General features: G+C 50.0%; 18 protein-coding genes and 1 pseudogene. 14 read left to right on the top strand and 5 right to left on the bottom strand.

What is annotated here, in order from left to right; all coding sequences use genetic code 11:
• Positions 1 to 89 precede the first annotated feature (89 nt).
• Both DW819_RS06830 and DW819_RS06825 read right to left on the bottom strand, forming a co-directional pair.
• On the bottom strand, positions 90 to 989 hold the full coding sequence (locus tag DW819_RS06830; protein WP_118732649.1) for a LysR family transcriptional regulator: 900 nt from the start codon (positions 987 to 989) through the stop codon (positions 90 to 92).
• The gene (locus DW819_RS06825) at positions 986 to 1,969 is read right to left on the bottom strand and encodes a LysR family transcriptional regulator (RefSeq protein WP_118732648.1); all 984 of its coding nucleotides are present in this window, start codon (positions 1,967 to 1,969) and stop codon (positions 986 to 988) included. Before DW819_RS06825 ends, DW819_RS06830 begins: the two co-directional genes overlap by 4 nt.
• A 195-nt stretch (positions 1,970 to 2,164) precedes the next feature.
• Here DW819_RS06825 and DW819_RS16120 point away from each other — a divergent pair.
• From DW819_RS16120 to DW819_RS06795, 5 genes and pseudogenes are all read left to right on the top strand, one after another.
• Positions 2,165 to 3,508 (top strand): annotated as a pseudogene (locus DW819_RS16120) (SLC13 family permease).
• A 26-nt stretch (positions 3,509 to 3,534) separates the two neighbouring features.
• Positions 3,535 to 4,458 carry an alpha/beta hydrolase gene (locus DW819_RS06810; RefSeq protein ID WP_118732645.1) on the top strand — a complete coding sequence of 308 codons (924 nt, stop codon included), beginning with the start codon at positions 3,535 to 3,537 and terminating at the stop codon, positions 4,456 to 4,458.
• Between the two features lie 264 nt (positions 4,459 to 4,722).
• On the top strand, positions 4,723 to 6,021 hold the full coding sequence (locus tag DW819_RS06805) for an NAD(P)-dependent oxidoreductase (protein WP_118732644.1): 1,299 nt from the start codon (positions 4,723 to 4,725) through the stop codon (positions 6,019 to 6,021).
• A gap of 340 nt (positions 6,022 to 6,361) precedes the next feature.
• Entirely contained in the window at positions 6,362 to 6,859 is a 498-nt protein-coding gene (locus DW819_RS06800) for a tripartite tricarboxylate transporter TctB family protein (RefSeq protein WP_118732643.1), read from the top strand.
• A gap of 17 nt (positions 6,860 to 6,876) precedes the next feature.
• Positions 6,877 to 8,388 (top strand): tripartite tricarboxylate transporter permease, encoded by a 1,512-nt coding sequence (locus DW819_RS06795; protein WP_118732642.1) that lies wholly within the window; start codon positions 6,877 to 6,879, stop codon positions 8,386 to 8,388.
• Positions 8,389 to 8,482: 94 nt separating this feature from the next.
• Here DW819_RS06795 and DW819_RS06790 read toward each other — a convergent pair whose 3' ends face one another.
• Positions 8,483 to 9,406, bottom strand: coding sequence for a LysR family transcriptional regulator (locus DW819_RS06790; protein ID WP_118531666.1), 924 nt, complete (start codon positions 9,404 to 9,406; stop codon positions 8,483 to 8,485).
• Between the two features lie 291 nt (positions 9,407 to 9,697).
• On the opposite strand from DW819_RS06790, the gene DW819_RS06785 reads away from it, so the two are divergent.
• Genes DW819_RS06785 through DW819_RS06765 form a run of 5 tightly spaced genes read left to right on the top strand, consistent with a single transcriptional unit; the run spans position 9,698 to position 17,014 of the window.
• Positions 9,698 to 10,327: a TetR/AcrR family transcriptional regulator gene (locus tag DW819_RS06785; protein WP_118531668.1), complete on the top strand. Its 630-nt coding sequence runs from the start codon at positions 9,698 to 9,700 to the stop codon at positions 10,325 to 10,327.
• Between the two features lie 52 nt (positions 10,328 to 10,379).
• A complete protein-coding gene (locus DW819_RS06780) occupies positions 10,380 to 11,543 on the top strand; it encodes an efflux RND transporter periplasmic adaptor subunit (protein ID WP_118732641.1) in 1,164 nt (387 codons plus the stop codon).
• A 27-nt stretch (positions 11,544 to 11,570) separates the two neighbouring features.
• Positions 11,571 to 14,612, top strand: a complete 3,042-nt coding sequence (locus DW819_RS06775; protein WP_118732640.1) for an efflux RND transporter permease subunit — start codon at positions 11,571 to 11,573, stop codon at positions 14,610 to 14,612.
• Positions 14,613 to 14,640: 28 nt separating this feature from the next.
• The gene (locus DW819_RS06770; RefSeq protein WP_118732639.1) at positions 14,641 to 15,810 is read left to right on the top strand and encodes a TolC family protein; all 1,170 of its coding nucleotides are present in this window, start codon (positions 14,641 to 14,643) and stop codon (positions 15,808 to 15,810) included.
• Positions 15,811 to 15,823: 13 nt separating this feature from the next.
• Positions 15,824 to 17,014 (top strand): TolC family protein, encoded by a 1,191-nt coding sequence (locus DW819_RS06765; RefSeq protein WP_182432581.1) that lies wholly within the window; start codon positions 15,824 to 15,826, stop codon positions 17,012 to 17,014.
• A gap of 17 nt (positions 17,015 to 17,031) precedes the next feature.
• Here DW819_RS06765 and DW819_RS06760 read toward each other — a convergent pair whose 3' ends face one another.
• On the bottom strand, positions 17,032 to 17,667 hold the full coding sequence (locus DW819_RS06760) for a stage II sporulation protein R (RefSeq protein WP_118732637.1): 636 nt from the start codon (positions 17,665 to 17,667) through the stop codon (positions 17,032 to 17,034).
• 116 nt (positions 17,668 to 17,783) lie between these two features.
• Between DW819_RS06760 and DW819_RS06755 the strand changes: the two genes are divergently transcribed.
• The 3 genes from DW819_RS06755 to DW819_RS06745 are packed head-to-tail and all read left to right on the top strand — an operon-like array spanning position 17,784 to position 20,156.
• A complete protein-coding gene (locus DW819_RS06755; protein ID WP_118732636.1) occupies positions 17,784 to 18,842 on the top strand; it encodes a D-alanine--D-alanine ligase family protein in 1,059 nt (352 codons plus the stop codon).
• A 6-nt stretch (positions 18,843 to 18,848) separates the two neighbouring features.
• On the top strand, positions 18,849 to 19,670 hold the full coding sequence (gene murI, locus DW819_RS06750; protein WP_118732635.1) for a glutamate racemase: 822 nt from the start codon (positions 18,849 to 18,851) through the stop codon (positions 19,668 to 19,670).
• Positions 19,671 to 19,706: 36 nt separating this feature from the next.
• On the top strand, positions 19,707 to 20,156 hold the full coding sequence (locus tag DW819_RS06745; protein ID WP_118732634.1) for a DUF1934 domain-containing protein: 450 nt from the start codon (positions 19,707 to 19,709) through the stop codon (positions 20,154 to 20,156).
• Positions 20,157 to 20,210: 54 nt separating this feature from the next.
• Here DW819_RS06745 and DW819_RS06740 read toward each other — a convergent pair whose 3' ends face one another.
• Positions 20,211 to 20,657, bottom strand: a complete 447-nt coding sequence (locus DW819_RS06740) for a hypothetical protein (protein ID WP_118732633.1) — start codon at positions 20,655 to 20,657, stop codon at positions 20,211 to 20,213.
• 204 nt (positions 20,658 to 20,861) lie between these two features.
• Here DW819_RS06740 and DW819_RS06735 point away from each other — a divergent pair, with 204 nt between their 5' ends.
• Positions 20,862 to 24,719 (top strand): DNA-directed RNA polymerase subunit beta, encoded by a 3,858-nt coding sequence (locus DW819_RS06735; RefSeq protein ID WP_118732632.1) that lies wholly within the window; start codon positions 20,862 to 20,864, stop codon positions 24,717 to 24,719.
• The last annotated feature ends 16 nt before the right edge of the window (positions 24,720 to 24,735 follow it).

The following is a 24,735-nucleotide window of genomic DNA, read 5'->3' as shown; positions in this document are numbered from 1 at the left end:
TTGTTCGTGTAAAGCAATAAATACGAAAAAGCGGGCCGTGTTTCCGAAAGGAAACACGGCCCGCTTTTTCGTTATACAGATAAGCAGGTTTATGCTGTTTGCCGGCTCTCGGCCTGCTTTAAAAGCAGCAGGATCAGATCACGTACCGGCCTTGTTAAAGCATTGCTTTTGGGATAAGCAATGGCAATTTGAAAGGTGACCTGTGGCTTGAGAGAAAAGAGCCTGCAGCCATGGAGCTGCCCACCCGCAGAACGCGGGAGAAAGGCAATGCCTTTTCCGTTTGCAACCATGTTTCCGGATGCGTTGATATCACTGATCTCGCACAGAATGTCTGGCAGAAAAGAAAGCCCGGCCAGAATGTTTTGTTCAAGGCTGTGAAAGAAGCTGTTGTGCTGGTTCAGGATAAAGGATTCTCCGGAAAGCATGGATAAATCAGCACCATGTTGTTCAAAATCAGGAATAACCGAATGGTTTTCCGGAATGGCAAGCATCAACTCTTCTTCGCGCAGAGGAAGAAATTCCAGCATACTGTGACCGGCTTCCCCAGTCGCAACGACAGCAAGATCGGCCATGCCGTTGGAGAGATAATCCTTTGCAGCAGATGCGTTTCCGTTGATGGTGCTGAGTACAATATCCGGGTGCAGCTTGCGGAAATCCGGCAGAATCTCTGTGGAAAAATCCGGCAGCAGGATATTATTGTAGATAAAGGTGATCTGATGTCTGCCGGACTGGGAGAGCTTTCGGATATCATTCAGTGCGTGCTCATAAATGTTCTGGATGGAGCGAGCACCGTTTACATATATTTTTCCGGCATCAGTCAGGTGCATTTCGTTTTGTTCACGTGCAAAGAGCTTTGTGTCGAGGCTTTCTTCGACCCGTTTCAACTGTCGGCTCAGCGCAGGCTGAGAGAGGAGCAGACGGTCTGCAGCCTTTGAGATGGATTTTTCTTCGGCAATCGCAATGATATAATCCAGTGTCTGAAAGGTCATAAGGAACCTCCTTCTGTGTGAAATTCATCCCAGATATTTCGGGCGGCTTCGTTAAAATCCGGAGTATAGTAGGGAACATGAAAGTCATTTTGTATCATCAGGTAGATAAAATACCGTTCACTTTCTGATAATACCGTTCCTTTTTTTGTCACTACGCACAGATTTAGATAGTAACGCGGGGAAAGGGAGAGGTAGGCGATATCCGGATCATCCATGAGTGCGGTAGAACGTGGTTGAAAACCAATGCCGGAGCCATTTCGGACCATGTTGCGTATGACAAGGTTGTTACCGCTTTCAAATACCACGGTAGGAGAAAAACCGGCCTGATGGAATATATAGTCCGAGATGGTCCGGATGGTACTGCCCGGACTCATAAGGATAAAGGGAGAGTCGGACAGCTCCTCTGGTGAAACCTGCGGGAATTCCATGGAGGTGTTTTTGGGGCGGTGCGCCAGCGGATGGAAGGCCGGGACAGCGACAATGACCTCTTCCCGAAAGAGGGTGATATAGTCAAAATCTGCCGATTCCGTGTCAAAGCAGGTGCCGAGAGAGCAGGAAGCCATTCCATTTTGTACCATATTGCGCAGTTCCTGCATGTAGCCCTCCTGAAGCCGCAGACGGATATTCGGGTACCTTGCAGAGAAACGGGCGAAGATCTTGGAGGCCACCTCAGAACCTCGCAGTGGGGTGACACCGATACGAATCTCTATGGGCGGAGCAGTCGTGAGCTGACGGATGGACTGAAGCGTCTGCTCCTGTGTGGCAAGAATGCGTCTGGCTGCTTCCAGATAAATCCGTCCTGCCGGAGTCGGGATCAGCTTTTTTTTATCGCGAAGGAAAAGGTCGATGCCCAGTTCCTGTTCAAGATTGGACAGAAAAACACTTAGAGTTGGCTGAGAGATGCCAAGTTGTTTTCCGGCAGCGGAAAGGGTGCCGGCTTCTGCTAGCGCTATGATGTAAGACATATTTTTGATCTGCACCGGAGAATCCTCCTTTTATGGATATCCTATAGAATGAGTATAATATATCTGTTGAAGAATATCAATGATATATAGTTTTTTGTAATAGTATATATAGCGAAACATGGATTGTACATTCTATGGCAAAATGATACAATTTCACCATAAACAAGAAAGATAGAAAAGCTTCAGGTGTGTGCTGGTAGGCCGATTATCATGAACAGTACCGGAAGTCCAGGCTTTTTTATCAAAAAATGTAATGAGGGAGAAATTGAGATGAATGTACAGATGATAATGGCATTATGTATCCTGGTATTTATGGTAGTAATGCTCCTGACCCATGTGCTTCCATATGGTGTCACAGGAATGATCTGCTGTGTCCTGTTTGTATTTACCGGAGTATTAGATTTAAAGACGGCCTTTTCCGGCCTTTCCAGCAGTACCACATTGATGATCGCACCAATGATCGTAGTTGCGACTGCCCTTGGCAAGACAAGCCTGATCCACCGTCTCAGAGGTGTGATGGGCAAGCTTCAGGGAAAAAGCGGAGCTATGCTGATTCTTGGTTTATGTGGCATGACAATCCTTTTATCTCAGCTGATGGGACAGGTCGCATGTATTTCTGTTATGCTTCTGTTTATCCAGACCTTTGATGATGACAGTGAGTATTCCCCGTCCAGACTGCTGTTTTTAGTTGCAACGGTAAACTGTCTGGCAACTTCCAAATTCCCGATCGGCATGGGTGCTACGATGCCAGGCACGATCACTTCTTACTATCAGGGACTTGTTGGTCCGGAGGATTATCTGGGAATTGCTGATTTCTGCAAGGCTTGAATCCTTCCGCTGATCGTGGGCGTCATTTATTGCCTGATCTTCTATAAGCTGATTCCGAACGGAACGATTGATAAGTCCCAGGTGAAAGATGTTAAGGATGCAGCGCCGATCTCCAGAAAAGATGAATATTTTATTTTTGGTGTATTTGCAGCAATCATGCTGGGCTTTATGTTTACCAAGCAGCTTGGAAGTGATATTACCAACGTGATTCCGGCAGCAGGCCTTCTGGTTCTGATCGTGTTTAAGGTTCTGGAGATTCCGGAAGTGATGAAGACCCTTACCTGTGATATGGTATGGATGGTGGCAGGAATGAGTGTAGTTTCGACCGCACTTTCCAAGACCGGTGTCGGCGAACTGATCGGCCAGACGGTTTTAAATATCCTGGGTGGTCATCCGAGCGGACTGTTTGTAAGTATTGTCTTCTGTGTTGCATGTGCACTGATGACCAACTTTATGTCCAACATGGGTACTATGGCGCTGATGAGCCCGATCGCAGCTTCTACCGCGCTTGCAGGCGGCATGAATGTGAAAGCAGTCGTGCTTTGCTGCTGCGTATCTGCATGGCTGGCATTTGTAATGCCGACCGGCTGCTCCGGCACGATGATGGCATTTGGTATCGGTAATCAAAATCCGCTGAAGACGCTTAAGTTTACCTTACCGCTTCTGATTCTTACCTTGATCGCACTGATCATCGGAATTAATATTTTCTTCCCGATCTACGGTTAGGAGAGGGAAATAAGGAGATAAAAGTCATGAAAACAATATTTAATCCGGGAACAAAGAAAAAAACACTGACTCTTGTCGATAATGTAGTGTATTCCACGGTAAAAGATCTAAACGGTGATCCGCTGGAACTGAAGCTTTCGGTTCTGCTCCAGAACGGAAACAGTGAGATGCGTGCTGCGATGGGGGAGGATGATCCGAAGGAGGATCACAGTCCGAAGCCGGCACTGGTCTGGATACCTGGCGGCGGCTGGAAAGGCACAGACAAGAATATGATGCTGGGAGAGATGACAGAATTTGCAAATGCCGGATATGTGGTTGCTTCGATCTATTACCGCAGCAGTGCCCAGGGACATTATCCGGATCAGCTGATCGATGTGAAAACGGCAATCCGTTTTCTGCGTGCTCATGCAGCGGAGTTCGAGATCAATCCGGAGAAGATCGGTATCTTTGGCCGTTCGGCAGGTGCACATCTGTCAGCAGCTGCTGCCATGAATCAGGATGGTTTTGACAGTGAGGAATGGAGCAGCTATTCCTCTAAGGTTCAGGCATGCTGCGATATGTTCGGACCGGTTGATATCAAGGCGTTGATGGAAAATGAAGAAAAGCAGTTTTCAAATCCGTCTGCACGCTGGCACAGTGTTGAGGAAACCCATGGAGGATGTCTGCTGGGAGGAGATCCGGCAACGATGAAGGAACGCGGTGCGAAAGCAAGTCCGGTCAATATGGTAAATCCGGATATGTGCCCGATCCAGATCCTTCATGGCGATAATGACCCACTTGTTCCGGTAGAGATCAGCAGCGAGACGCTTTATCAGAAGATTGTGGCTGCCGGTATGGAAGATAAGGTGGATTACTATGTGATTCCGGGCGCAGGTCATGGAACGAGAGAGTTTTTCCAGGATGCCACGAAGGAATTGCAGATTGCATTCTTTGATAAGTATTTAAAGTAAGTTCGTTAATTAACAACCTCACACGTTATATCAGAACCTTATAAAATGGCTTGAATCCCACGGATTTAAGCCATTTTTTCGTGCATCCCCGGCATAGGGAATCTGCACATTGTACGAAATTTAAAAATACTTGTTTGCTTTTTAACTTAACTTGTATACAGAATACAACAGGTGTAAAATAAAGCCGTAGTTGAGAAAAAGTGAAATGAAAACAAGAAAACCGACCTGTCTGAGAGGCGGCCGGAACAAAAGGGAGAGTAAGCTATGGCAGTACATGTAATTAATGAAGCAAACCGTTGTCTGAATTGCAAGAAACCGATGTGTATGCAGGGTTGTCCGATCCATACCCCGATCCCTATGATGATCAAGGCATTTAAAGAAGGAAACTTAAATGAGGCGGGGGAGATGCTGTTTGAGAACAATCCCATGTCCATGATCTGTTCCCTGGTCTGCAACCATGAGAACCAGTGTGAGGGGCATTGCGTGCTGGGCCGCAAGGGGGAGCCGGTGCATATCAGCAGCATTGAGAATTATGTTTCCGATACTTATTTTGATAAAATGCAGATTCCGTGCCAGCCGAAGAATGGCAAGAAGGTTGCTGTGATCGGTGCTGGCCCTGCAGGTATTACCATCGCCATTCTGCTGGCGAAGAAGGGCTATGGCGTGACGATCTTTGATTCCAGGGATAAGATCGGCGGTGTGCTGCAGTACGGTATTCCGGCGTTCCGTCTGCCGAAGTCTATTCTGGAGCGGTATAAGAACAAACTGCGCGAGATCGGTATTAAGATCCGCCCAAACACCACCATCGGCGGCGCGCTGGAGATCAAGGACCTGTTCCGGGACGGTTACCAGAGTATTTTCATCGGAACCGGTGTATGGAGACCGAAAACGCTGGGAATCAAAGGTGAGTCTCTGGGAAATGTACACTTTGCGATTGATTATCTGGCAAATCCGGATTCCTATGATCTGGGTGATCATGTGGCGATCATCGGTATGGGCAATTCTGCCATGGATGTGGCAAGAACTGCTCTGCGCAAGGGAAGCCGCCATGTAACGCTGTATGCCCGCGGACTGACCAGCCAGGCAAGCGAGCATGAGACAGCCTACGCAAAGCTGGACGGCGCGGAGCTGGCATTTGGCTGGCAGCCGGTGGAAATCAACGATGATGGCCCGGTGTTCAAAAAGATCCTGTTTGATGAGGATGGAAATCAGACCGGAATGGATCCGACTCCGGTTCAGGTACAGGCGGACAGTGTGATCATCTCGATCAGCCAGGGACCGAAGAGTAAGCTGGTCAATACGACAGAAGGCCTGAAGGCTTCCGCAAACGGACTTCTTGTGACCAACAGCTTCGGAGAGACGACGCATCCGGGTATTTTCGCGGCCGGTGATGTGGTATTAGGTGCAAAGACGGTAGTGCAGGCAACTGCGTATGCGAAGCAGGTGGCAGAAGCTATGGACAAATACATGCGCGGAGAGCTGAAGCTACCGGAGGCAGAAACGTCTGCAGCAGAGGTACCGGCGGCGAAAGCACCTGCAGCAGACGCACCGGAACAGGCATAGGCCAGATAAAAAAGAGTGATAAGATAAAAGAAAAACAAAAGGCTCATAAAATCAGAAAATTCTGAATTTATAAGCCTTTTTTTGACGCATTTAGAAAAATATACATCTTTTGTTTGCTTCTATATGGATTTTTTACGCTTTGATAACGAAAATTATATGGAAATTCATGGTTCTTAACACAAATTAAACTATTAGAAAAACTTTATAAAATCGCAGTTTGGCGAATTTCCATTTTGAATCATGCGTTGTTATAATCCGGGTAAGAGGTGCGAAACGAGTACCGGACAGAAGTCGGGAAAGAGAATAAACGCAGTTCAATAAAAAGAAGGAGATGAGAGGTATGTTTTTTAAAAAGTACGGAGACATCGTAGTTGGCGTATTTTTCATGGTGCTGGGAGCTTTGCTGATCATCCTGGCCCAGGCACTTCCGAAATCCAAAGTCATGGAGATCGGACCGGATTTCATGCCTACGGTAATTGGTTCAGTTACCTTTATCCTGGCAGCAATCCTGACATTTTTAAGTATCAAAAATTTCAAAATGCATGGGAAGGAGCTGGAGCATGCGGAAATCCCGGATTGTGATTACAAGCGTGTGATCTCCAGTGTCATTTTGGTTCTGATTTATGTGTTTATCCTTCAGCCAATCGGATTTATCATTTCGACTCTGCTGTATCTGATGTTCCAGATGGTGATTCTGTCACCGGATGACGAGCGTGACGTAAAGCATATCATCCGTCTGGCCGTGATCAATGTAGTGTTTACCCTGGCAGTCTTTTTCCTGTTCCGCTATGGCTTCAAGATTGTGCTGCCGGCAGGTATTTTTACGATTCGATTATAATAAGGAGGACAAAGATTATGCAGGCATTGGGACTTTTAGGAAGTGCGTTTGTCGGTATTTTACATCCGGCCTCCATCCTTATGATGATTGCCGGTGTTGCGATTGGTATTATATTTGGTTCTATCCCGGGACTGTCCGCGTCCATGGCAGTAGCGCTGATGCTGCCGCTTACCTTCAGTATGACACCATCTATGGGACTTAATACACTGGTAGCGGTTTATATCGGAGGTATTTCTGGCGGACTGATCTCTGCAATCCTGTTAAATATGCCGGGTACTGCATCTTCCATTGCGACCTGTTTTGACGGTCATCCAATGGCAAAACGCGGTGAAGCCATGAAGGCTCTGGGACTTGGTATTGTGTTCTCGGCTCTGGGTTCCATTTTCTCTTTCCTGATTTTAACCTTCTGTGCACCGCTTCTGGCAGATGTTGCCCTGAAATTTACTCCGGCTGAGAACTTTGGTATCTGCTTCTTCGCACTGACGATGGTTGCGATCCTTTCTTCCGGTAACATGATCCGCGGTCTGCTGGCCGGTCTGTTTGGCCTGATGTTTACCCTGGTCGGCATGGCTCCGATTGACGGAACACCGCGATTCACCTTCGGTTCACACAACCTGATGGCAGGCTTTGACACGCTTCCGACTCTGATCGGTATCTTTGCGATCGCGGATATCCTGGTTACCGCGGAAAGCATGAAGGGCGGACGTGTAGAAACCATTCCGATCAAGAAGGTAAAAGGCTTTGGCTTTAGCTGGCAGGAATTTGTGTATCATCTGCCGAACTTCTTCCGTTCCGCGCTGATCGGTACCGGTATCGGTATCCTGCCGGGTATCGGCGGTTCTACTTCCGGTATGCTGTCTTATGTAACCGCAAAGAACATGTCCAAGCACCCGGAGGAGTTTGGTAAGGGCTGTCCGGACGGTGTTGTAGCAACTGAGTCTGCCAACAACGCTACCATTGGAGGCGCTATGATCCCGCTTCTGGTACTTGGTATCCCGGGTGACGGCGTTACCGCAATGATGTTAGGCGGCTTTCTGATCCATGGCCTGTCTGCAGGTCCGCTGCTTTTCGTGAAAAATGCAGATGTTGTATACGGAATCTTTGCAGCCTGCATGCTGTGTACCCTGATCATGCTGGTGGTTGAGTGGACCTGTATCAAGGGCTTCGTTCAGGTATTAAAGGTTCCGAAGCACATCCTGCTTCCGCTGATCCTGGTTCTTTGCTGTGTCGGCGCGTATGCGACCAACAACCGGATCTTTGATGTACAGTCCATCCTGATCTTTGGTATCGTAGGCTATGTGTACCATAAATTCAGCCTGCCGACTACTCCGTTTGTTCTGTGTTTCCTGATTGGTGAGATGCTGGAAACCTACTTAAGACGAGGTATCATGCAGTACAAGTCCTTTGGCGCATTCTTTGCAAGACCGATCTTTGATGCATTCTTCTTTGTTGCCATCGGAGTCCTGGTATGGACCGTCATGAAGGAATTAAAAGCGTACAAGATCAAAAAACAGAGCATCGACCAGTAACCGCTGATTCAGAAAAACAGAAGCAAAGGCCCCGTGAAAGCACGCCGGAGATGGCGGCTTTGGCGGGGCCTTTATGGTTAAAGGAGAATCAGGCTCAGATCTGATCCGGCTGGATCGTTTTCCACCACTCACTGGCGAGCCGGATGAATTCCCGGGCGCCGGTGCTTAAGTAGCCGGTGGTGGGATAGCTGACGGTAATGTCCCAGGAGGGATGTCCCGGCAGACGGAAACAGGCCAGCTCATCCGATGGGATCCTTGTATAGTACCAGGGAACAATGCCGCAGCAGATGGTGGATTTTACCAGGGATACAATACCGGCGGTGTTGTTGCTTTCAAACAGGACGTTTGGCTGAAAACCGCTGCGGGCAAAGATCTGGTCACAGAGGCTGCGCAGCGTGGAATTGCGGTCCATCAGTACAAAGGGCTCGTAACGGATCTCGTTTAAATCCAGTGTGGCCAGGGGTTCTCCCGGCGGGGCAGCTTTTTGCGCCACCGGGTGGACGGCCGGGATGATGGCGATCAGTTCTTCGCTCCCAAGTACCTCATACTGGTTTTTCTGCCAGTCGGATCTGGAAAGGACCTGAAAGCCGACATCCAGATCTCCGGCGGCAATGGCAGCCTGCTGGGGGGCTACCCGCATTTCCAGAGGCCGTATGGTGAGGTTTGGCATGGAGCGGTGAAGCTCCGGGTAGATGGCGGTGAACATATCAAGCCCGCGTCCGGGGCAGAGACCAATGTTTAAAAGTCCCTTGCGCAGGAGGGAAACATCGTAGAGCTGATTATAAGTATCTTTTTTGATCTGCATCATTTTTCTGGCGCCCTCCACATAGATGCGCCCGGCATCGGTCAGGCACCACTTGTTTTTGGTGCGCTGAAACAGAGGCGTGCCAAGCTCCCGTTCCAGCTTTAACAGCTGCTGGTTTAAGGCAGACTGGGTAATGAACAGCTTTTCTGCTGCTTTGGTGATGTTGTTTTCTTCTGCGATCTGCAGAATATATTCGATTTGTCTGGTGTCCATGGACATCCTCCGTGTGTTATTCTTCTGATTTTTCCATTTCAGAAATAAATTTCCGATTCTATTGTAACAGTAAAATAAGAAAATGCGTCGGGAGAGTAAAATCTTAACGGAACTCTAACAGAAGGCGTTAAAAAACTGTAAAGAAAGTATAAAATATTTCCGGAACACTTGACAATGTGACAGGCTGTCATTATAATATGACACATTGTCACACTAAAAAGTGACAGATTGTCATAAAATAAACAAAATGAAATATTTTTACAAAAGAGAAACGGGAAGGAGGTGCTTAACATGCCTACGGAACGATTTTATCGTCTTCCGGAAGCGAAAAAGCAGGTGATCCGGCAGGCCGCCATCAAGGAATTTGCGCGAGTTCCCTTTGAGAAGGCCTCCATCAACCAGATCATACAGAACGCGGATATTTCCCGCGGAAGCTTTTACACCTATTTTGAAGATAAGCAGGATGTGGTCCGCTATATTTTTGAGGACAATGCGAGACAGATGCAGGAATGCTGCGAAAGGGAGCTGGACAAAAATGACGGTAATCTCTTCGACATGCTGGAATGGCTGTTTGAGTTTACGATCCGCAAGCTGGAAGAGTCGAAGGAGATGGTACAGCTGGTGCGTAATGTCTGCTCCTACCAGGAGAATACCAGGGCCATGGGCTTTGAAATCGGATACAGACCGCCCATGGGAAGCCCGGGAAAAGAAAAAACGACCCAGTGGCTCGCAAAACGGATCCGTATGGAGCGGTTTGCAAGACGTTCGGAGGAGGAACTGGATGTTGTGCTGCAGCTTGGTGTTACATCCCTGATTTTAGCGGTGCGCTTTTACTATGAGCAGCCGGATCAGCTGGATCAGATCCGGAAACGTTATCTGGATTCCCTGGAAGTGATTAAGCATGGAGCCCTGATTTCGTAATAAGTATGAAAGAATCACGATCATAAAAAGTGGAAAATAAGAGGAGACAGCTATGAAAAAGAAAGTGGTAATTGCAGGAGTGGTCGTAGCGGTGATTGCGGTTGCGGCCGGCATCAGCGCAATGCGCAAAAAGCCGGTGGAGGAGGAAACCCTGATTCCGGTGGTGAACGTAGAGAACCCGCAGATGGGAAGCATTGAACTGTACCGCAGCCTGGTGGGCAAGGTAGAGCCGTCTGATGTGGTTTACATTTATCCGAAGGCAGCTGGTGAGATCACCGATGTGTTCGTAAAAGCAGGCGATATGGTACAGGAGGGACAGCCAATCTGCAAGATTGATACCAAGCAGGTTGAGGCAGCGAGACTCCAGATGGAATCCGCGCAGCAGGCTATGAACGATGCCAATACCAATCTGGGACGTCAACAGGCGCTGTTCGCGGCAGGTGATATCGCAAGTGTGGCATTTGAACAGGCTCAGACTCAGGCCAGGAATGCCCAAATTGCCTATGATTCCGCAAAGCTGAACTATGATTATCAGGTGGAGTTTGCAAACGTGACTGCACCGATTTCCGGCAAGGTGGAGACCTGCAACATTGAGGTGCACGATAACGTGGCTTCCCAGGTGCTTCTGGCCGTGATTTCCGGCGCGGGCAGCAAGTCCATCACCTTTTCCGTTCCGGAGAAGGTGGTAACCGAGCTGCATGTAGGCGATCCGATCAGCGTAGATAAGAATGGTACCGATTACCAGGGCACCATCAACGAGGTCAGCAGCATGATTGACGATTCCACAGGACTCTTTAAGGTAAAGGCCTCCGTGGAAAACGGCGATGCGCTCCCAACCGGTTCTACCACCAAGCTTTCCGTTATTTCCGACCGCGCGGACAATGTGCTGACCATTCCGGTTGACGCAGTTTACTATTCCGGCGGCGATGCTTATGTGTATACATACGACAACGGAACCGTTCATTACGTTCCGGTGGAGGTTGGCTTATACGATTCCAAAAAGGCACAGATCCTTTCCGGCATCAATGCATCCGATGAAGTGATCACCACCTGGAGCTCTGAGCTGTATGAGGGTTCCCAGGTACAGAAGGCAGACCCGAATGCGGCAGCAGATACCCAGGCAGCAGATGCATCAGCAGAGACCTCTGCGGATGCGCAGAGCGCAGACAATGCAGAAAGCACAGAGGCTTCCGGCGAAGAGACAAGCGGCAACTAGTGTGAGAGCAGAAGGAGGAAAACATCAATGGGATTAACAAAATCAGTCCTGAAGCGGCCGGTTACCGTTGTTATGGTAATCCTGTGCCTGATCGTGTTCGGTCTTCAGTCTGTTCTTGGCGCAAAGCTGGAGCTGATGCCGACCATGGAAATGCCGGTACTTATTGTATATTCTGTATATCCGGGAGCCAGCCCGGAGGATGTAAATGATCTGGTAAGTACGAAGATCGAGAAAGAGATAGGCTCCTTAAGCGGTGTTGATACCATTCAGTCCCGCTCCATGGAAAACGTATCTCTGGTCATCATCCAGTATGATTATGGCAAAGACATCGATGAAGCATACGATGACTTAAAGAAGAAGATGGATGCCCTGGAGGGAGATCTCCCGGACGACTGCAATGCCCCGGTTATCATAGAGATGAATATTGACGAGATGGATACCGTGTCCCTGTCGGTCAATAACAAGGCGCAGTCCGACCTTTACAACTATGTAAACAACAAGATCGTTCCGGAGTTTGAGAAGATCACCACCGTTACCGATGTCAGCATCAGCGGCGGACAGAAGGAGTACATTCAGGTACAGCTGATTCCGGAGAAGCTGGAGCAGTATCATTTAAACCTTTCTTCTGTGGCTACTGCCATCGGCAGCGCAGACTTTACCTATCCGGCCGGTGACACCATTGTGGGAGGCCAGAAGCTTTCCGTCAGTGCCGGAACCCAGTATGACACAGAAGAATTATTAAAGAGCATTCCGTTAAATCTCGGAAATGGCAATGTGATCTACCTGTCTGATGTCGCAAACGTTCAGATGGCGAAAGAGGATGCCAGCAGTATTGCGCGTTATAACGGTGAGGATACCATTTCCATCGGTATCAAGAAGCAGCAGAGCGCTTCTGCGGTGGATGTTTCTAAGGCAGTCAAGAAGACCATCAAGAATCTGACCGATGCAGATGAGAATCTGGAGATCATCACCGTAAGTGATACCAGTGATGAGATCAACTCTTCCTTAAAGAGCGTTATGCAGACCATGGTGATGGCAGTTGTGGTCTCCATGCTGATCATCTTCCTGTTCTTTGGTGAGATCAAGGCATCCCTGATCGTTGGTACCTCCATCCCGATCTCCATCCTGGTTGCCCTGATCCTGATCCAGGTTATGGGCTTCTCCTTAAACGTAGTTACCTTATCGAGCCTGGTACTTGGTGTAGGTATGATGGTAGATAACTCCATTGTAGTGCTGGAGAGCTGCTTCCGTTCCACCAAGGGAAAAGGCATTGTGGGATACCGGGAGGCTGCCCTGGAGGGAAGCGGCATTGTGCTGCAGTCCATTATCGGAAGTACCGTGACCACCTGTGTTGTATTCCTGCCGCTGGCTCTGCTTCAGGGCCTGACAGGCCAGATGTTCAAGCCGTTAGGCTTTACGATCATCTTCTGTATGGTGGCATCCCTCATCAGTGCAATGACCATCGTTCCGCTTTGTTACTGCTTCTACCGCCCGCAGGAGAAGGAGGAATCTCCGGTCGGTGCTTTGATCCGTGCCATGCAGAATGGCTATCGCAGCATCATGAAGGTGCTGCTGAAGAAAAAGAAAACCGTCCTCTTCACTTCTGTTGCATTGCTGGTGGCTGCCTTCTGGATGGCTTCTCAGCTGCGCATGGAGCTGATGGTTTCCGATGATACCGGTGAGATCTCTGTCAGCATTGAAACCCGTCCGGGTCTGACCCTGGAGGAGGAAGACAGGATTTACGAGCAGGTAGAGAAGATCGTTACCGCAGATGAAGACCTGGATTCCTATATGTTAACCTCCGGTGGAAGCGGTATGTCTGCCATGACCAGCTCCGGCGCAACGCTGACTGCTTACTTAAAGGATGACAGAAAGCGTGAGACCAATGAGGTCATCAAGGAGTGGAAGCCGCTGTTAAACCAGATCGCAGGCGCAAACATTTCCATGGACATCGCGTCCTCGTCTACGATGACTAGCAGCACCAGCGGTATTGAGTATATTTTACAGGGTACCCAGTACGATGAGCTCAAAAGCGCATCTGACCAGATTACCAAAGAGCTGCTTGCACGTCCGGAGGTTTCCAAGGTGCACAGTACCCTGGAGAATGCGGCGCCGGTTGTCAAGCTGAACATTGATGCTGTGAAGGCAAACGCGGAGAATATCACTCCGCTTCAGATCGCAGGCACCGTCAGCAGCATGCTGGGCGGCAAGGAAGCAACCACCTTAAACGTAGATGGCGATGATGTCAGTGTTATGGTCGAGTACCCGGAGGATGAGTACGACACCATCGACAAGCTGAAGGGCATTGTCCTGACCGGAAACGCAGGCGGCTCCGTGGCACTGGCAGATGTGGCAGATATTGTTTTCCAGGACAGCCCGAACACCATTACCAGAAAGGATAAGCAGTATCAGGTAACCATCACCGGTGATGTTCCGACCGATGATGCCCGCCAGATCGATGCGATCGAGAATAAGTTATACAATGAAGTAGTAAGCAAGCACCTGACTCCGACCATCACCCGTGGATTAAACTCCCAGGATGAGAGCATGAAGGAGGAGTTCGGAAACCTGGGCACCGCGATCATCACGGCAATTTTCCTGATTTTCGTAGTCATGGCAGCACAGTTTGAGTCACCGAAGTTCTCTCTGATGGTCATGACCACCATTCCGTTCTCCCTGATCGGTTCCTTCGGACTTTTATACCTGGCGGACTGCCCGATCAGTATGGTATCCCTGCTGGGATTCCTGATGTTAGTCGGAACCGTAGTAAACAACGGTATCCTGTATGTCGATACCGTAAACCAGTACCGCAGTGAGATGGACCGCGACACCGCCCTGATCGAGGCCGGTGCGACCCGTCTGCGCCCGATCCTGATGACAACGTTAACGACCATTGTATCCATGATCCCGATGGCGCTGGCCTACGGTGACAGCGGTAAGAGCATGCAGGGTCTGGCCCTGGTAGATGTGGGAGGTCTCGTGGCTTCCACTGTGCTGGCACTCTTAATGCTGCCGATCTACTATGAGGTTATGAGCCCGAAAAAGAAACCGGAACCCCATTACGATTAATAAGCCAGACGGCTTCGGAGGATGTTAGATGAAACGATTAAAACAGGCATTATCTCTGGGAATGGCCGGAGTGATGATGACAGCAGCGCCGGTTACGGCGTTTGCTGCCAGCCCGGAGTTTTCACGCAGTGCAGAGGAGTGGGCCAGATTACAGGACAATAAGATCGAGTACGATGAGATTGCAGATCTGATCCACGAATACAATGCGACCGTCCAGAAAAATGCCATTGACTTAAGCAAATTCCGTAAGGATTACGGCGAGAGCAATGACGAATGGGCCAACCGCTACCGGGAACTGGCAGACGATCTGGAAGCCAGCTTAAGCTACCCGGATGTGGATGATACTTCCTATGCAAGTATTATGACGGCCATTGTGACCAGTGAGATGCAGATCGATAACTGGAGAAAATCCGCCGATGAAGCGGTGGATGATTACATGACCTACTATTATAATTATGCTTCCGCGGAGGCCATGCTGACTTCCAATGCCCAGCAGCAGATGATCGCATATTATGTAAATCAGCTGCAGCTGGAGCTGGATCAGAAGAATCAGGAGCTGCTGACCGAGACGTATCAGAGCGTTCAGAACCGACAGTCTCTGGGGATGGCAACCGATGTGGATGTCCTGTCTGCGGAGGAAAGCTTAAGAAATGCGAACAAGGCGATTCTGGATGATCAGAATACCATTGAGAACAACCAGGAAAAGCTGTTTGTTGCTCTGGGCTGGAAGCATGATGACCGGCCGGAGATCGGCACGCTGCCGGAGCCGGATCCGGACCGGATTGCGGCCATGAATCCTGCTGCGGATAAAGCGCAGGCGGTGGAAAACAGCTACACCATGAAGGTAAATAAACGGAAGCTGGAAAACGCAAAGAGCGATGATACGAAAGAAACCCTGGAGAAAACCATCCGGGAGGATACCCAGACCATCGGAGCTTCCGTAACCGGCAGCTATCAGAATGTGCTGGCAGCGAAGGCTTCCATGGACCTGAAGGGAGCACAGGCTCAGCTGCAGGAAAAGACCATGCAGACAACGGAACGCCAATATCAGCTTGGCATGATCGGGAAGATGGACTATCTGAACAGAAAGTATGCATACGATTCTGCCGTGATCCAGGCACAGATTGCAAAGTATAACCTGCTCCAGGCAATCCAGTCCTATGAGTGGGTACTGAATGGCCTGGCAAATGCATCATAAGGCGGTGAACAGGATGAGAAAAAATTGCAGCCGGAAGGCATATCTGAAACGTGTGGGAGCAGCAGTACTTGCAGGCACCATGCTCCTTGCGGCAATGCCGGGCACTGCATTTGCGGCGTATGCCCCGGTCACCGGAAATCCGGAGGACACCTACGATGCAGAGACCTGGGCAAAGCTTCAGGACAACGTGCTGGAATATGATGAGATTCCAGATCTGGTGCATGTCTATAACAGCAGCATTTCGGAAATCTGGAAAAACCTGCGGGAAAGCAAGGAAAAAATTGACCGGAATATCCAGGAGCTGGACAGTCAGCGCGGCAAGATGAAAAATCTGAAGGACGAGGCGAAGGATCAGGGAAACTGGACAGGATACGGAAATTATACCATGCAGGAAATCATCCTTGGCAAGGTTGCATCGGGCCTGCGCAGCACCGATCTGTACAACCGGAAAACGGTGGTCGGTATTCAGAAGGGCGAAAAGCAGATCACGAAGGCGGCGCAGTCTCTGATGATCACGTACGATTCGCTGTTAAAACAGCGCAATACCCTGGAAAAGCTGCAGGAGCTTTACGCAAAGCAGTATGAGATCGCGGTAAACAAGCATGCCCTTGGCATGGCAACCGATCAGGATGTGCTGACAGCCCAGACCAACCGGCTTTCCGCGGCAAGCTCCGTGGCATCTTTAGACGGCGGACTGCTGCAGTTAAAGCCTACGTTATGTACTCTGACCGGATGGGCGGCGGATGCTTCCCCGGAGCTTGCTCCGATCCCGGAGACTGATCTGACTCAGATCGATCAGATGAATCTGGAGGAAGATACGAAGAAGGCGATCGGCAATAACAGCACCCTGATCAGCCAGCGTACCTCCGCAAAGGGAACCAGCAATGCCAGTATCGAGAGCCGTCTCGGTGTGATCGAGGAGGGCGAACAGAAGCTGACTATTGAGATGAAGCGCCTGTACAACGATGTATATACACAGAAAGAGGCATTCGAAGGTGCAAGAGCCGGTTATCAGGCAGCTCAGAAGACACACGACAAATATACACGCATGTATCAGATGGGACTTCTCGGAGAATCCGATTATATTGGCACCGAGATTTCCTATTATCAGGCAAAGAGTTCCTATGAGAGCGCAGATACTGCGCTGCGCCTGGCCATGGAAACCTATAACTGGGGTGTTCAGGGCCTGGCGTCCATAGAATAGCCTGGGCCAAAACAAGTTCAGCCGCTGCTGTGTGATGGCAGCACCGGCTGAAAATCCGGGAAAAAGAAAAAACGAATATTCAGTTCAGGGCGATGATCCTTAAGTAGGGGATAATCGCCCTGATTCAGTTTTTCCTGAAGCTCTCTGCGGCTTTCCTCCGGAATTTCTCTGCAGGCTTCATCGAGAAAACAGAACCGCGGGTAGAGGACGCACCACCAGTTGTGGCCCTTTCCTTTTCCGAGGATGAGACGGGCGGCATCGTAGGTGCCGCAGGGGATCACCAGATCATCGTAGACTCTTGTGGGAAACCAGGTGCGTTCCAGGGAAAGCGCAGCGCTATAGGGCATTTGCTTTTCGGCAAGAAAACGACTGGCGGCAGTCTCCAGGCTGGTTTTGTTTTTGAAAAGCCAGCCGGAAACCTCGTTCTTGCTGTCTGCGCTTTCCGGCAGGTGGTCCCGGATATAGTCTAAAAGAAAACTGCGTACCTCCAGCTTTACGGCCTGATCGGTTTTGGAATCGCTGTTGGCGAGAATGTGGAAGCGCAGAATGGAAGGGGCGATGCGGTCTGCCAGTGCTTCCCGGTGTTTCTGCAGGTTTGCCATGGAAAGCAGCAGGGAAAGGAGAAGAAGGGGAAGAACTAATTTTTGTTTCATGGAAAAAGCCTCCTTCTGGCAGGGAAAAAAATCTATTCTTGTATACCCTGTCACTTCTTAAGTGTTGACAGATATGGTATAATTAATCAGATATTTTGGAAAAGAGAGGGAACATTATGAGCAAAAAGAAAATCGCAGTCCTGTTCGGCGGACAATCCTCAGAGCATGTAGTATCCTGTGTGTCTGCGGCCAATGTGATTGACCAGATAAATAAAGAAAAGTATGACCTGCTCCTCATCGGCATTACCGAGGAAGGACACTGGGTGAAGGCAGAGAGCGTGAAGGATATCCGTTCCGGAGCCTGGAGAGGGAGCAGCGTGGAGGTTGTTATCTCCCCGGATGCAACAAAAAAGTGCGCTCTCATTATGGAGAACGGCGTGACCAGAGAAGAGAGGATCGATGTGGCATTTCCGGTTCTCCATGGCCTTTACGGTGAGGACGGTACCGTTCAGAGCCTGTTCGAGCTGGCAAAGATCCCGTATGTAGGCTGCGGTGTGCTGGCTTCCGCGGTATCCATGGATAAGCTGTATACAAAGATCATCGTAGATACCCTGGGCATCCGCCAGGCAAAATATGTTCCGGTGATGCGCTGGGAGATGGAAAAGGATATGGATATTCCGGTAGCGGCAGTGGAGACTCATTTCCAGTATCCGGTATTCGTAAAGCCGTCCAACGCAGGCTCTTCCCGCGGTGTAAACAAAGCAGAAACCCGCAGAGAGCTGATCGAAGCCTTAAAGGAGGCTGCGAAGCATGACCGCAAGATCCTGGTGGAGGAGACCATCGTGGGACATGAGGTAGAGTGTGCGGTCCTTGGCGGCGGCCAGAAGCCGGTAAAGGCTTCCGGTGTCGGCGAGATCCTGGCAGCAGCAGAGTTCTATGATTTCGATGCAAAATACAATAATGCAGAGTCCCGCACTGTTATCGGACCGGAGCTTCCGGGCGATTCCGCAGAACGCGTGCGAGAGGCAGCCGCAAAGATCTTTAACGCAGTAGACGGCTATGGCCTGTCCCGCGTAGACTTCTTTGTTACCAACGATGGAGAGGTCATCTTCAATGAGATCAATACCATGCCGGGCTTTACTGCCATCAGCATGTACCCGATGCTCTGGGAGGCTGCCGGTATTTCAAAGCCGGAGCTGGTAGACCGCCTCATTGACCTGGCCTTTGAGAGGTAGGAAGCCATGAGTGACAGAAACGCGCCGGTTGGCGTATTCGATTCCGGTGTGGGGGGCCTGACGGTAGCAAGAGAGATCATGCGGCAGCTGCCGGATGAGCGGATCGTTTATTTTGGAGATACCGCAAGGGTCCCCTACGGAAGTAAATCCCGGGATACGGTCCTGCGTTATTCCCGCCAGATTATCCGTTTCCTGCGGACCAGGGAGGTGAAGGCCATTGTCATTGCCTGCAACACGGCAACGGCTCTGACTCTGGATACTGTGGCGGCAGAGTCGGATATTCCGATCATTGGTGTGATCCATGCCGGGGCAAAGACGGCTGTGGAATCTACCAGAAACGGCCGTATCGGTGTCATTGGAACGGAAGCGACCATCGGCAGCGGTATTTACACGGAGGTCATGAAAAAGATGAAGCCGGGCATTCAGGTGTTCGGCAAATCCTGTCCGCTGTTTGTTCCGCTGGTGGAGGAAGGGTGGCTTCATGATCCGGTGACAGATGAGATCGCTTCCCGGTATCTGAGCATTTTGAAGGAGCGCTATATTGACACCCTGGTGCTTGGCTGTACACATTATCCGCTGCTGCGCTCTACCATGAGACGGCTGATGGGGGAGGATGTCACTCTGGTGAATCCGGCTTATGAGACCGCGATCGAGCTTCGCGGACTTCTTGCGGAGCATGGGCTGAGCCGCGATCCGTTCGCACCGTTTGCAGGGGAGAAGTATCAGTTTTATGTCAGTGACCTGGCGGAGAAATTTACAGATTTCGCAAGCTCCATATTACCGGAAGATGTAAAGGAAACGAAGAAGATCAATATCGAAGAATATTAAAAATGCGATAGAAATGCCATAAGAGAGTTGAGGATTATGACAAGAGATGTACTGATTCGCTTAAGCGGCCTCCAGTCCATGGAGGACGATGAGGGCGTGGTAGAGGTGATCACGGCCGGTGATTACTTCTGGAAGAATAACAAGCATTACCTGATCTATGATGAGGTCATGGAGGGAACGGACGGAACGATCCGCAACACCATGAAGCTGACACCAGATAAGCTGGAGATCAGGAAAAGCGGGCCGATATCTGCCAGTATGGTGTTTGAGGTGGACAAAAAGACCCAGACCCATTATGCGACTCCCATGGGAGAGATGCTGGTGGAGATGACTACGAGCCGGATTGGCTTTGAGGAAGAGGATGATCACCTGAAGGTAGAGGTAGAGTATTCCCTCGATATCAATTACGACCATGTATCCGACTGCCGCATTGTCCTGGATGTGACATCCAAGGGCTGTGCGAAGCTGGAGCTTGGGGAAGCGTAAAGAAAAAGAAGAGGCAGGCGCCTGGCGCTTACCTCTTCTTTTGGCGTTCATGATTTAATTGTCTTTTTTAAATCTTGCGAAGAAACCTTTTTTCTTCGGTGCCTGCGGGATCGCTCCGCCGCGGACGCTCTTGATCTCGGTAATGTAAAGACCGCTTACGACTACTTTTGCCTCGGTCTTAACCGGGAGAGATGCAAACACGCGCTCATCTGCCAGCAGGGTCATAACCTTCGGACCTACCTTCGCCTTTACAACCGGAACCTTCGCCCAGCGCATGTACTTCGGAGTCTGCTCATAGACGATTTTCGGAAGACCGGATTCTTTGATCTTCATCTTCTTTTTGTCGATGACCAGCATGGAAACCGTCTGTTTGGACATTTCCAGAAGCTGTTGCTGCTCAACCTGACGTTTTTCGAGCTTCCTTCCCAAGAAGTACAGAACCGCAAGAGCAATGACTGCGATCACCAGAATTACCAGCAAAACGTTTAAAACAAGATGCATTGGGCAATACCTCCATTAGGTTCTTTTGTGTAACAGGACACACCTGTACGAAAAGTATAGCATTTTCGGCAAAAAAAATCAAGGAAAAACTTGACACCTTGACAGGCGTATGATATTATGGAGTGTGCACTATTGTGGCGTTCTGGGCTTTTTGCGCCCAAAAATACGCCAGAAATTAGATTAGAAAACAGGGGTGAAACGTCAATGGAGAAAAGCAGAATGCGCCCGGTCACATCGGGAAAGAGCGTTAGAATGAGCTACTCAAGACAGAAAGAAGTTCTTGAGATGCCAAACCTGATTGAGATTCAGAAAGACTCCTATCAGTGGTTCCTCGATGAAGGATTGAAGGAAGTATTTGAAGATATCTCCCCAATCTCCGATTTCGCAGGTCATTTAAGCCTCGAATTCGTTGATTTTACATTATGTAAAGATGAAGTCAAATACAACATCGAAGAATGCAAAGAACGCGACGCAACTTACGCTGCACCTTTAAAGGTAAAGGTAAGACTTTACAATAAGGACAAAGAAGAGATCAACGAGCACGAGATCTTTATGGGAGATCTTCCGCTCATGACCGATACCGGCTCATTCGTCATCAACGGCGCTGAACGAGTTATCGTAAGCCAGCTGGTCCGTTCTCCGGGCATTTACTACGGAATCGGACACGACAAGATCGGTAAGGAACTGTACACCTGTACCGTAATCCCGAACCGTGGTGCATGGCTTGAGTATGAGACTGACTCCAATGATATCTTCTACGTTCGCGTAGACCGTACCCGTAAGGTTCCGGTAACCGTACTGGTGCGTGCACTGGGCTATGGCACCAATGCGGAGATCATTGATCTGTTCGGTGAAGAACCGAAACTGCTGGCAAGCTTTGGCAAAGATACTGCAGAGAGCTATCAGGATGGTCTGTTAGAGCTCTACCGCAAGATCCGTCCGGGCGAGCCGTTATCCGTTGATAGTGCAGAAAGCCTGTTAAACAGCATGTTCTTTGACCCGCGCCGTTATGACCTGGCCAAAGTCGGCAGATATAAATTCAATAAGAAGCTTCACTTTAAAAACCGCATCAAAGGCCAGATCCTGGCTGAGGATGTAGTGGATGAGACAACCGGAGAGATTCTGGCAGAGGCTGGTACCAAGATCGACAAAGAGCTGGCAACTACCCTGCAGAATGCGGCAGTTCCGTATGTCATGATCCAGACTGAGGAGAGAAACTACAAGGTGCTGTCCAACTTAATGGTTGACCTGGCAGCATATGTAGACTTCGATCCGAAGGAAGCCGGTGTTACAGAGTTAGTATATTATCCGGTATTAAAAACGATTCTGGAAGAAGCTGGTGATGACCAGGAAGAGTTAAAGAAGCTGGTTCATAAGAATATCACCGAGCTGATTCCGAAGCACATTACCAAGGAAGACATCATTGCTTCCATCAACTACAACATGCATCTGGAAGGCGGAATCGGTACCCCGGACGATATCGACCATCTGGGCAACCGTCGTATCCGTGCCGTCGGTGAGCTCTTACAGAACCAGTACCGCATCGGTCTGTCCCGTATGGAGCGTGTGGTAAGAGAGCGTATGACCACCCAGGATATGGACGGCATTACCCCGCAGTCCCTGATCAACATCAAACCGGTCACCGCAGCAGTGAAGGAGTTCTTCGGAAGCTCCCAGCTGTCCCAGTTCATGGACCAGAACAACCCGCTGTCTGAGCTGACTCACAAGAGACGTCTCTCTGCACTGGGACCTGGCGGTCTGTCCCGTGACCGTGCCGGATTCGAGGTTCGAGATGTACATTACACCCATTACGGACGTATGTGCCCGATCGAGACTCCTGAGGGACCGAACATCGGTCTGATCAACTCTCTGGCAACCTATGCAAAGGTCAATGAGTACGGCTTCATCGAGGCTCCGTACCGTGTTGTAGATAAAACCGATCCGGCCAACCCGCGTGTAACCGATGAGGTTGTATACCTGACCGCAGACGAGGAGGATAACTTCGTTGTCGCACAGGCAAACACCCAGTTAGACGAGAATGGCTATTTCGTACACAATAACGTAGCCGGCCGTTTCCGTGAGGAGACTTCCGAGTTCCAGAAGAGAGCCATCGACTTAATGGACGTATCTCCTAAGATGGTATTCTCCGTAGCAACCTCCATGATCCCGTTCCTTCAGAACGACGATGCAAACCGTGCTCTGATGGGATCCAACATGCAGCGTCAGGCCGTTCCGCTTTTAAGAACCGAGGCTCCTGCAGTAGGTACCGGTATCGAGGGCAAGTCTGCGGTTGACTCTGGTGTCTGCGTTGTTGCAAAGCATGCCGGTGTTGTTGAGCGTTCCGCTTCCAACGAGATCATCATCAAGAGAGATGACAACGGCGCGAAAGATGTTTACCATCTGATCAAATTCTCCCGAAGCAACCAGTCCAACTGCTACAACCAGAAGCCGCTCGTTTATAAGAACGACCATGTTGAGGCAGGCGAGGTCATTGCAGACGGTCCGTCTACCAGCAACGGTGAGATCGCTCTCGGTAAGAACCCGCTGATCGGATTCATGACCTGGGAGGGTTACAACTACGAGGATGCGGTTCTCTTAAGTGAGAGACTGGTTATGGAAGATGTCTACACCTCCGTTCATATTGAGGAGTATGAGGCAGAAGCCCGTGATACCAAGCTCGGACCGGAAGAGATCACCCGCGACGTTCCGGGTGTCGGCGACGATGCGTTAAAGGACCTGGACGAGAGAGGTATCATCCGTATCGGTGCAGAGGTCCGTGCCGGTGATATCCTGGTTGGTAAGGTTACCCCGAAGGGTGAGACTGAGCTGACTGCAGAGGAGAGACTGCTGCGTGCCATCTTCGGTGAGAAGGCAAGAGAGGTAAGAGATACCTCCTTAAAGGTACCGCACGGTGCTTACGGCGTTATTATCGACGCAAAAGTATTTACCAGAGAGAACGGCGATGAGCTGGCTCCTGGCGTAAACCAGACTGTCCGCATTTATATTGCTCAGAAACGTAAGATTTCTGTAGGTGATAAGATGGCAGGACGTCATGGTAACAAGGGTGTCGTTTCCCGCGTGCTTCCGGTAGAGGATATGCCGTTCCTGCCGAACGGACGTCCGCTGGATATCGTGCTGAACCCGCTGGGCGTACCTTCCCGAATGAACATCGGACAGGTCCTGGAGATGCACTTAAGCCTTGCATGTAAGGCACTGGGCTTTAACATTTCCACCCCGGTATTCGAGGGCGCGAACGAGGTAGACATCATGGATACCCTGGAAATTGCCAACGATTACGTAAACACCTCCTGGGAGGAGTTTGAAGAGAAATACAAAGAGATCCTGAAACCGGAAGTTATGGATTACTTAGGCTCCCATCTGGAGCACCGTGAGCTGTGGAAGGGCGTTCCGCTCCGGCGCGACGGTAAAGTAAGACTGCGTGACGGACGTACCGGAGAGTACTTTGACAGCCCGGTAACCATCGGCCACATGCATTACCTGAAGCTGCATCACCTGGTTGACGATAAGATCCATGCACGTTCCACTGGCCCATACTCCCTTGTTACCCAGCAGCCTCTGGGTGGTAAGGCACAGTTCGGCGGACAGCGTTTCGGTGAGATGGAGGTTTGGGCTCTGGAGGCGTATGGTGCATCCTACACCCTGCAGGAGATCCTGACCGTGAAGTCCGATGATGTTGTCGGACGTGTGAAGACCTACGAGGCGATCATCAAGGGCGAGAACATCCCTGAGCCGGGTATTCCGGAGTCCTTCAAGGTACTGTTAAAAGAGCTGCAGTCCCTTGGCCTGGATGTAAGCGTACTGCGTGACGACGGAACCGAGGTTGAGATCGGTGAGAACGTAGATTACGGCGAGACCGATCTGCGTCACATCATCGAGGGTGACAGCCGCTACAACCGTGATGAGTCCTTTGGCGACTACGGCTATCAGCAGCAGGAGTTCAAGGATGGAGAGCTGGTTGGCGTCGAGGGTGACGATGACAGCAGCGATGATTTCGAAGGGGAATCTGACGATTACACCGATGATTCCTTTGATGAAGAATAATAGAAGGGAGTAACGC

Source organism: Clostridium sp. AM33-3 (assembly GCF_003480315.1).
Taxonomy (GTDB): domain Bacteria; phylum Bacillota; class Clostridia; order Lachnospirales; family Lachnospiraceae; genus Brotaphodocola.
Note: the sequence above shows the minus strand (reverse complement) of the source record. Positions and strands in the feature narration are given on the sequence as shown.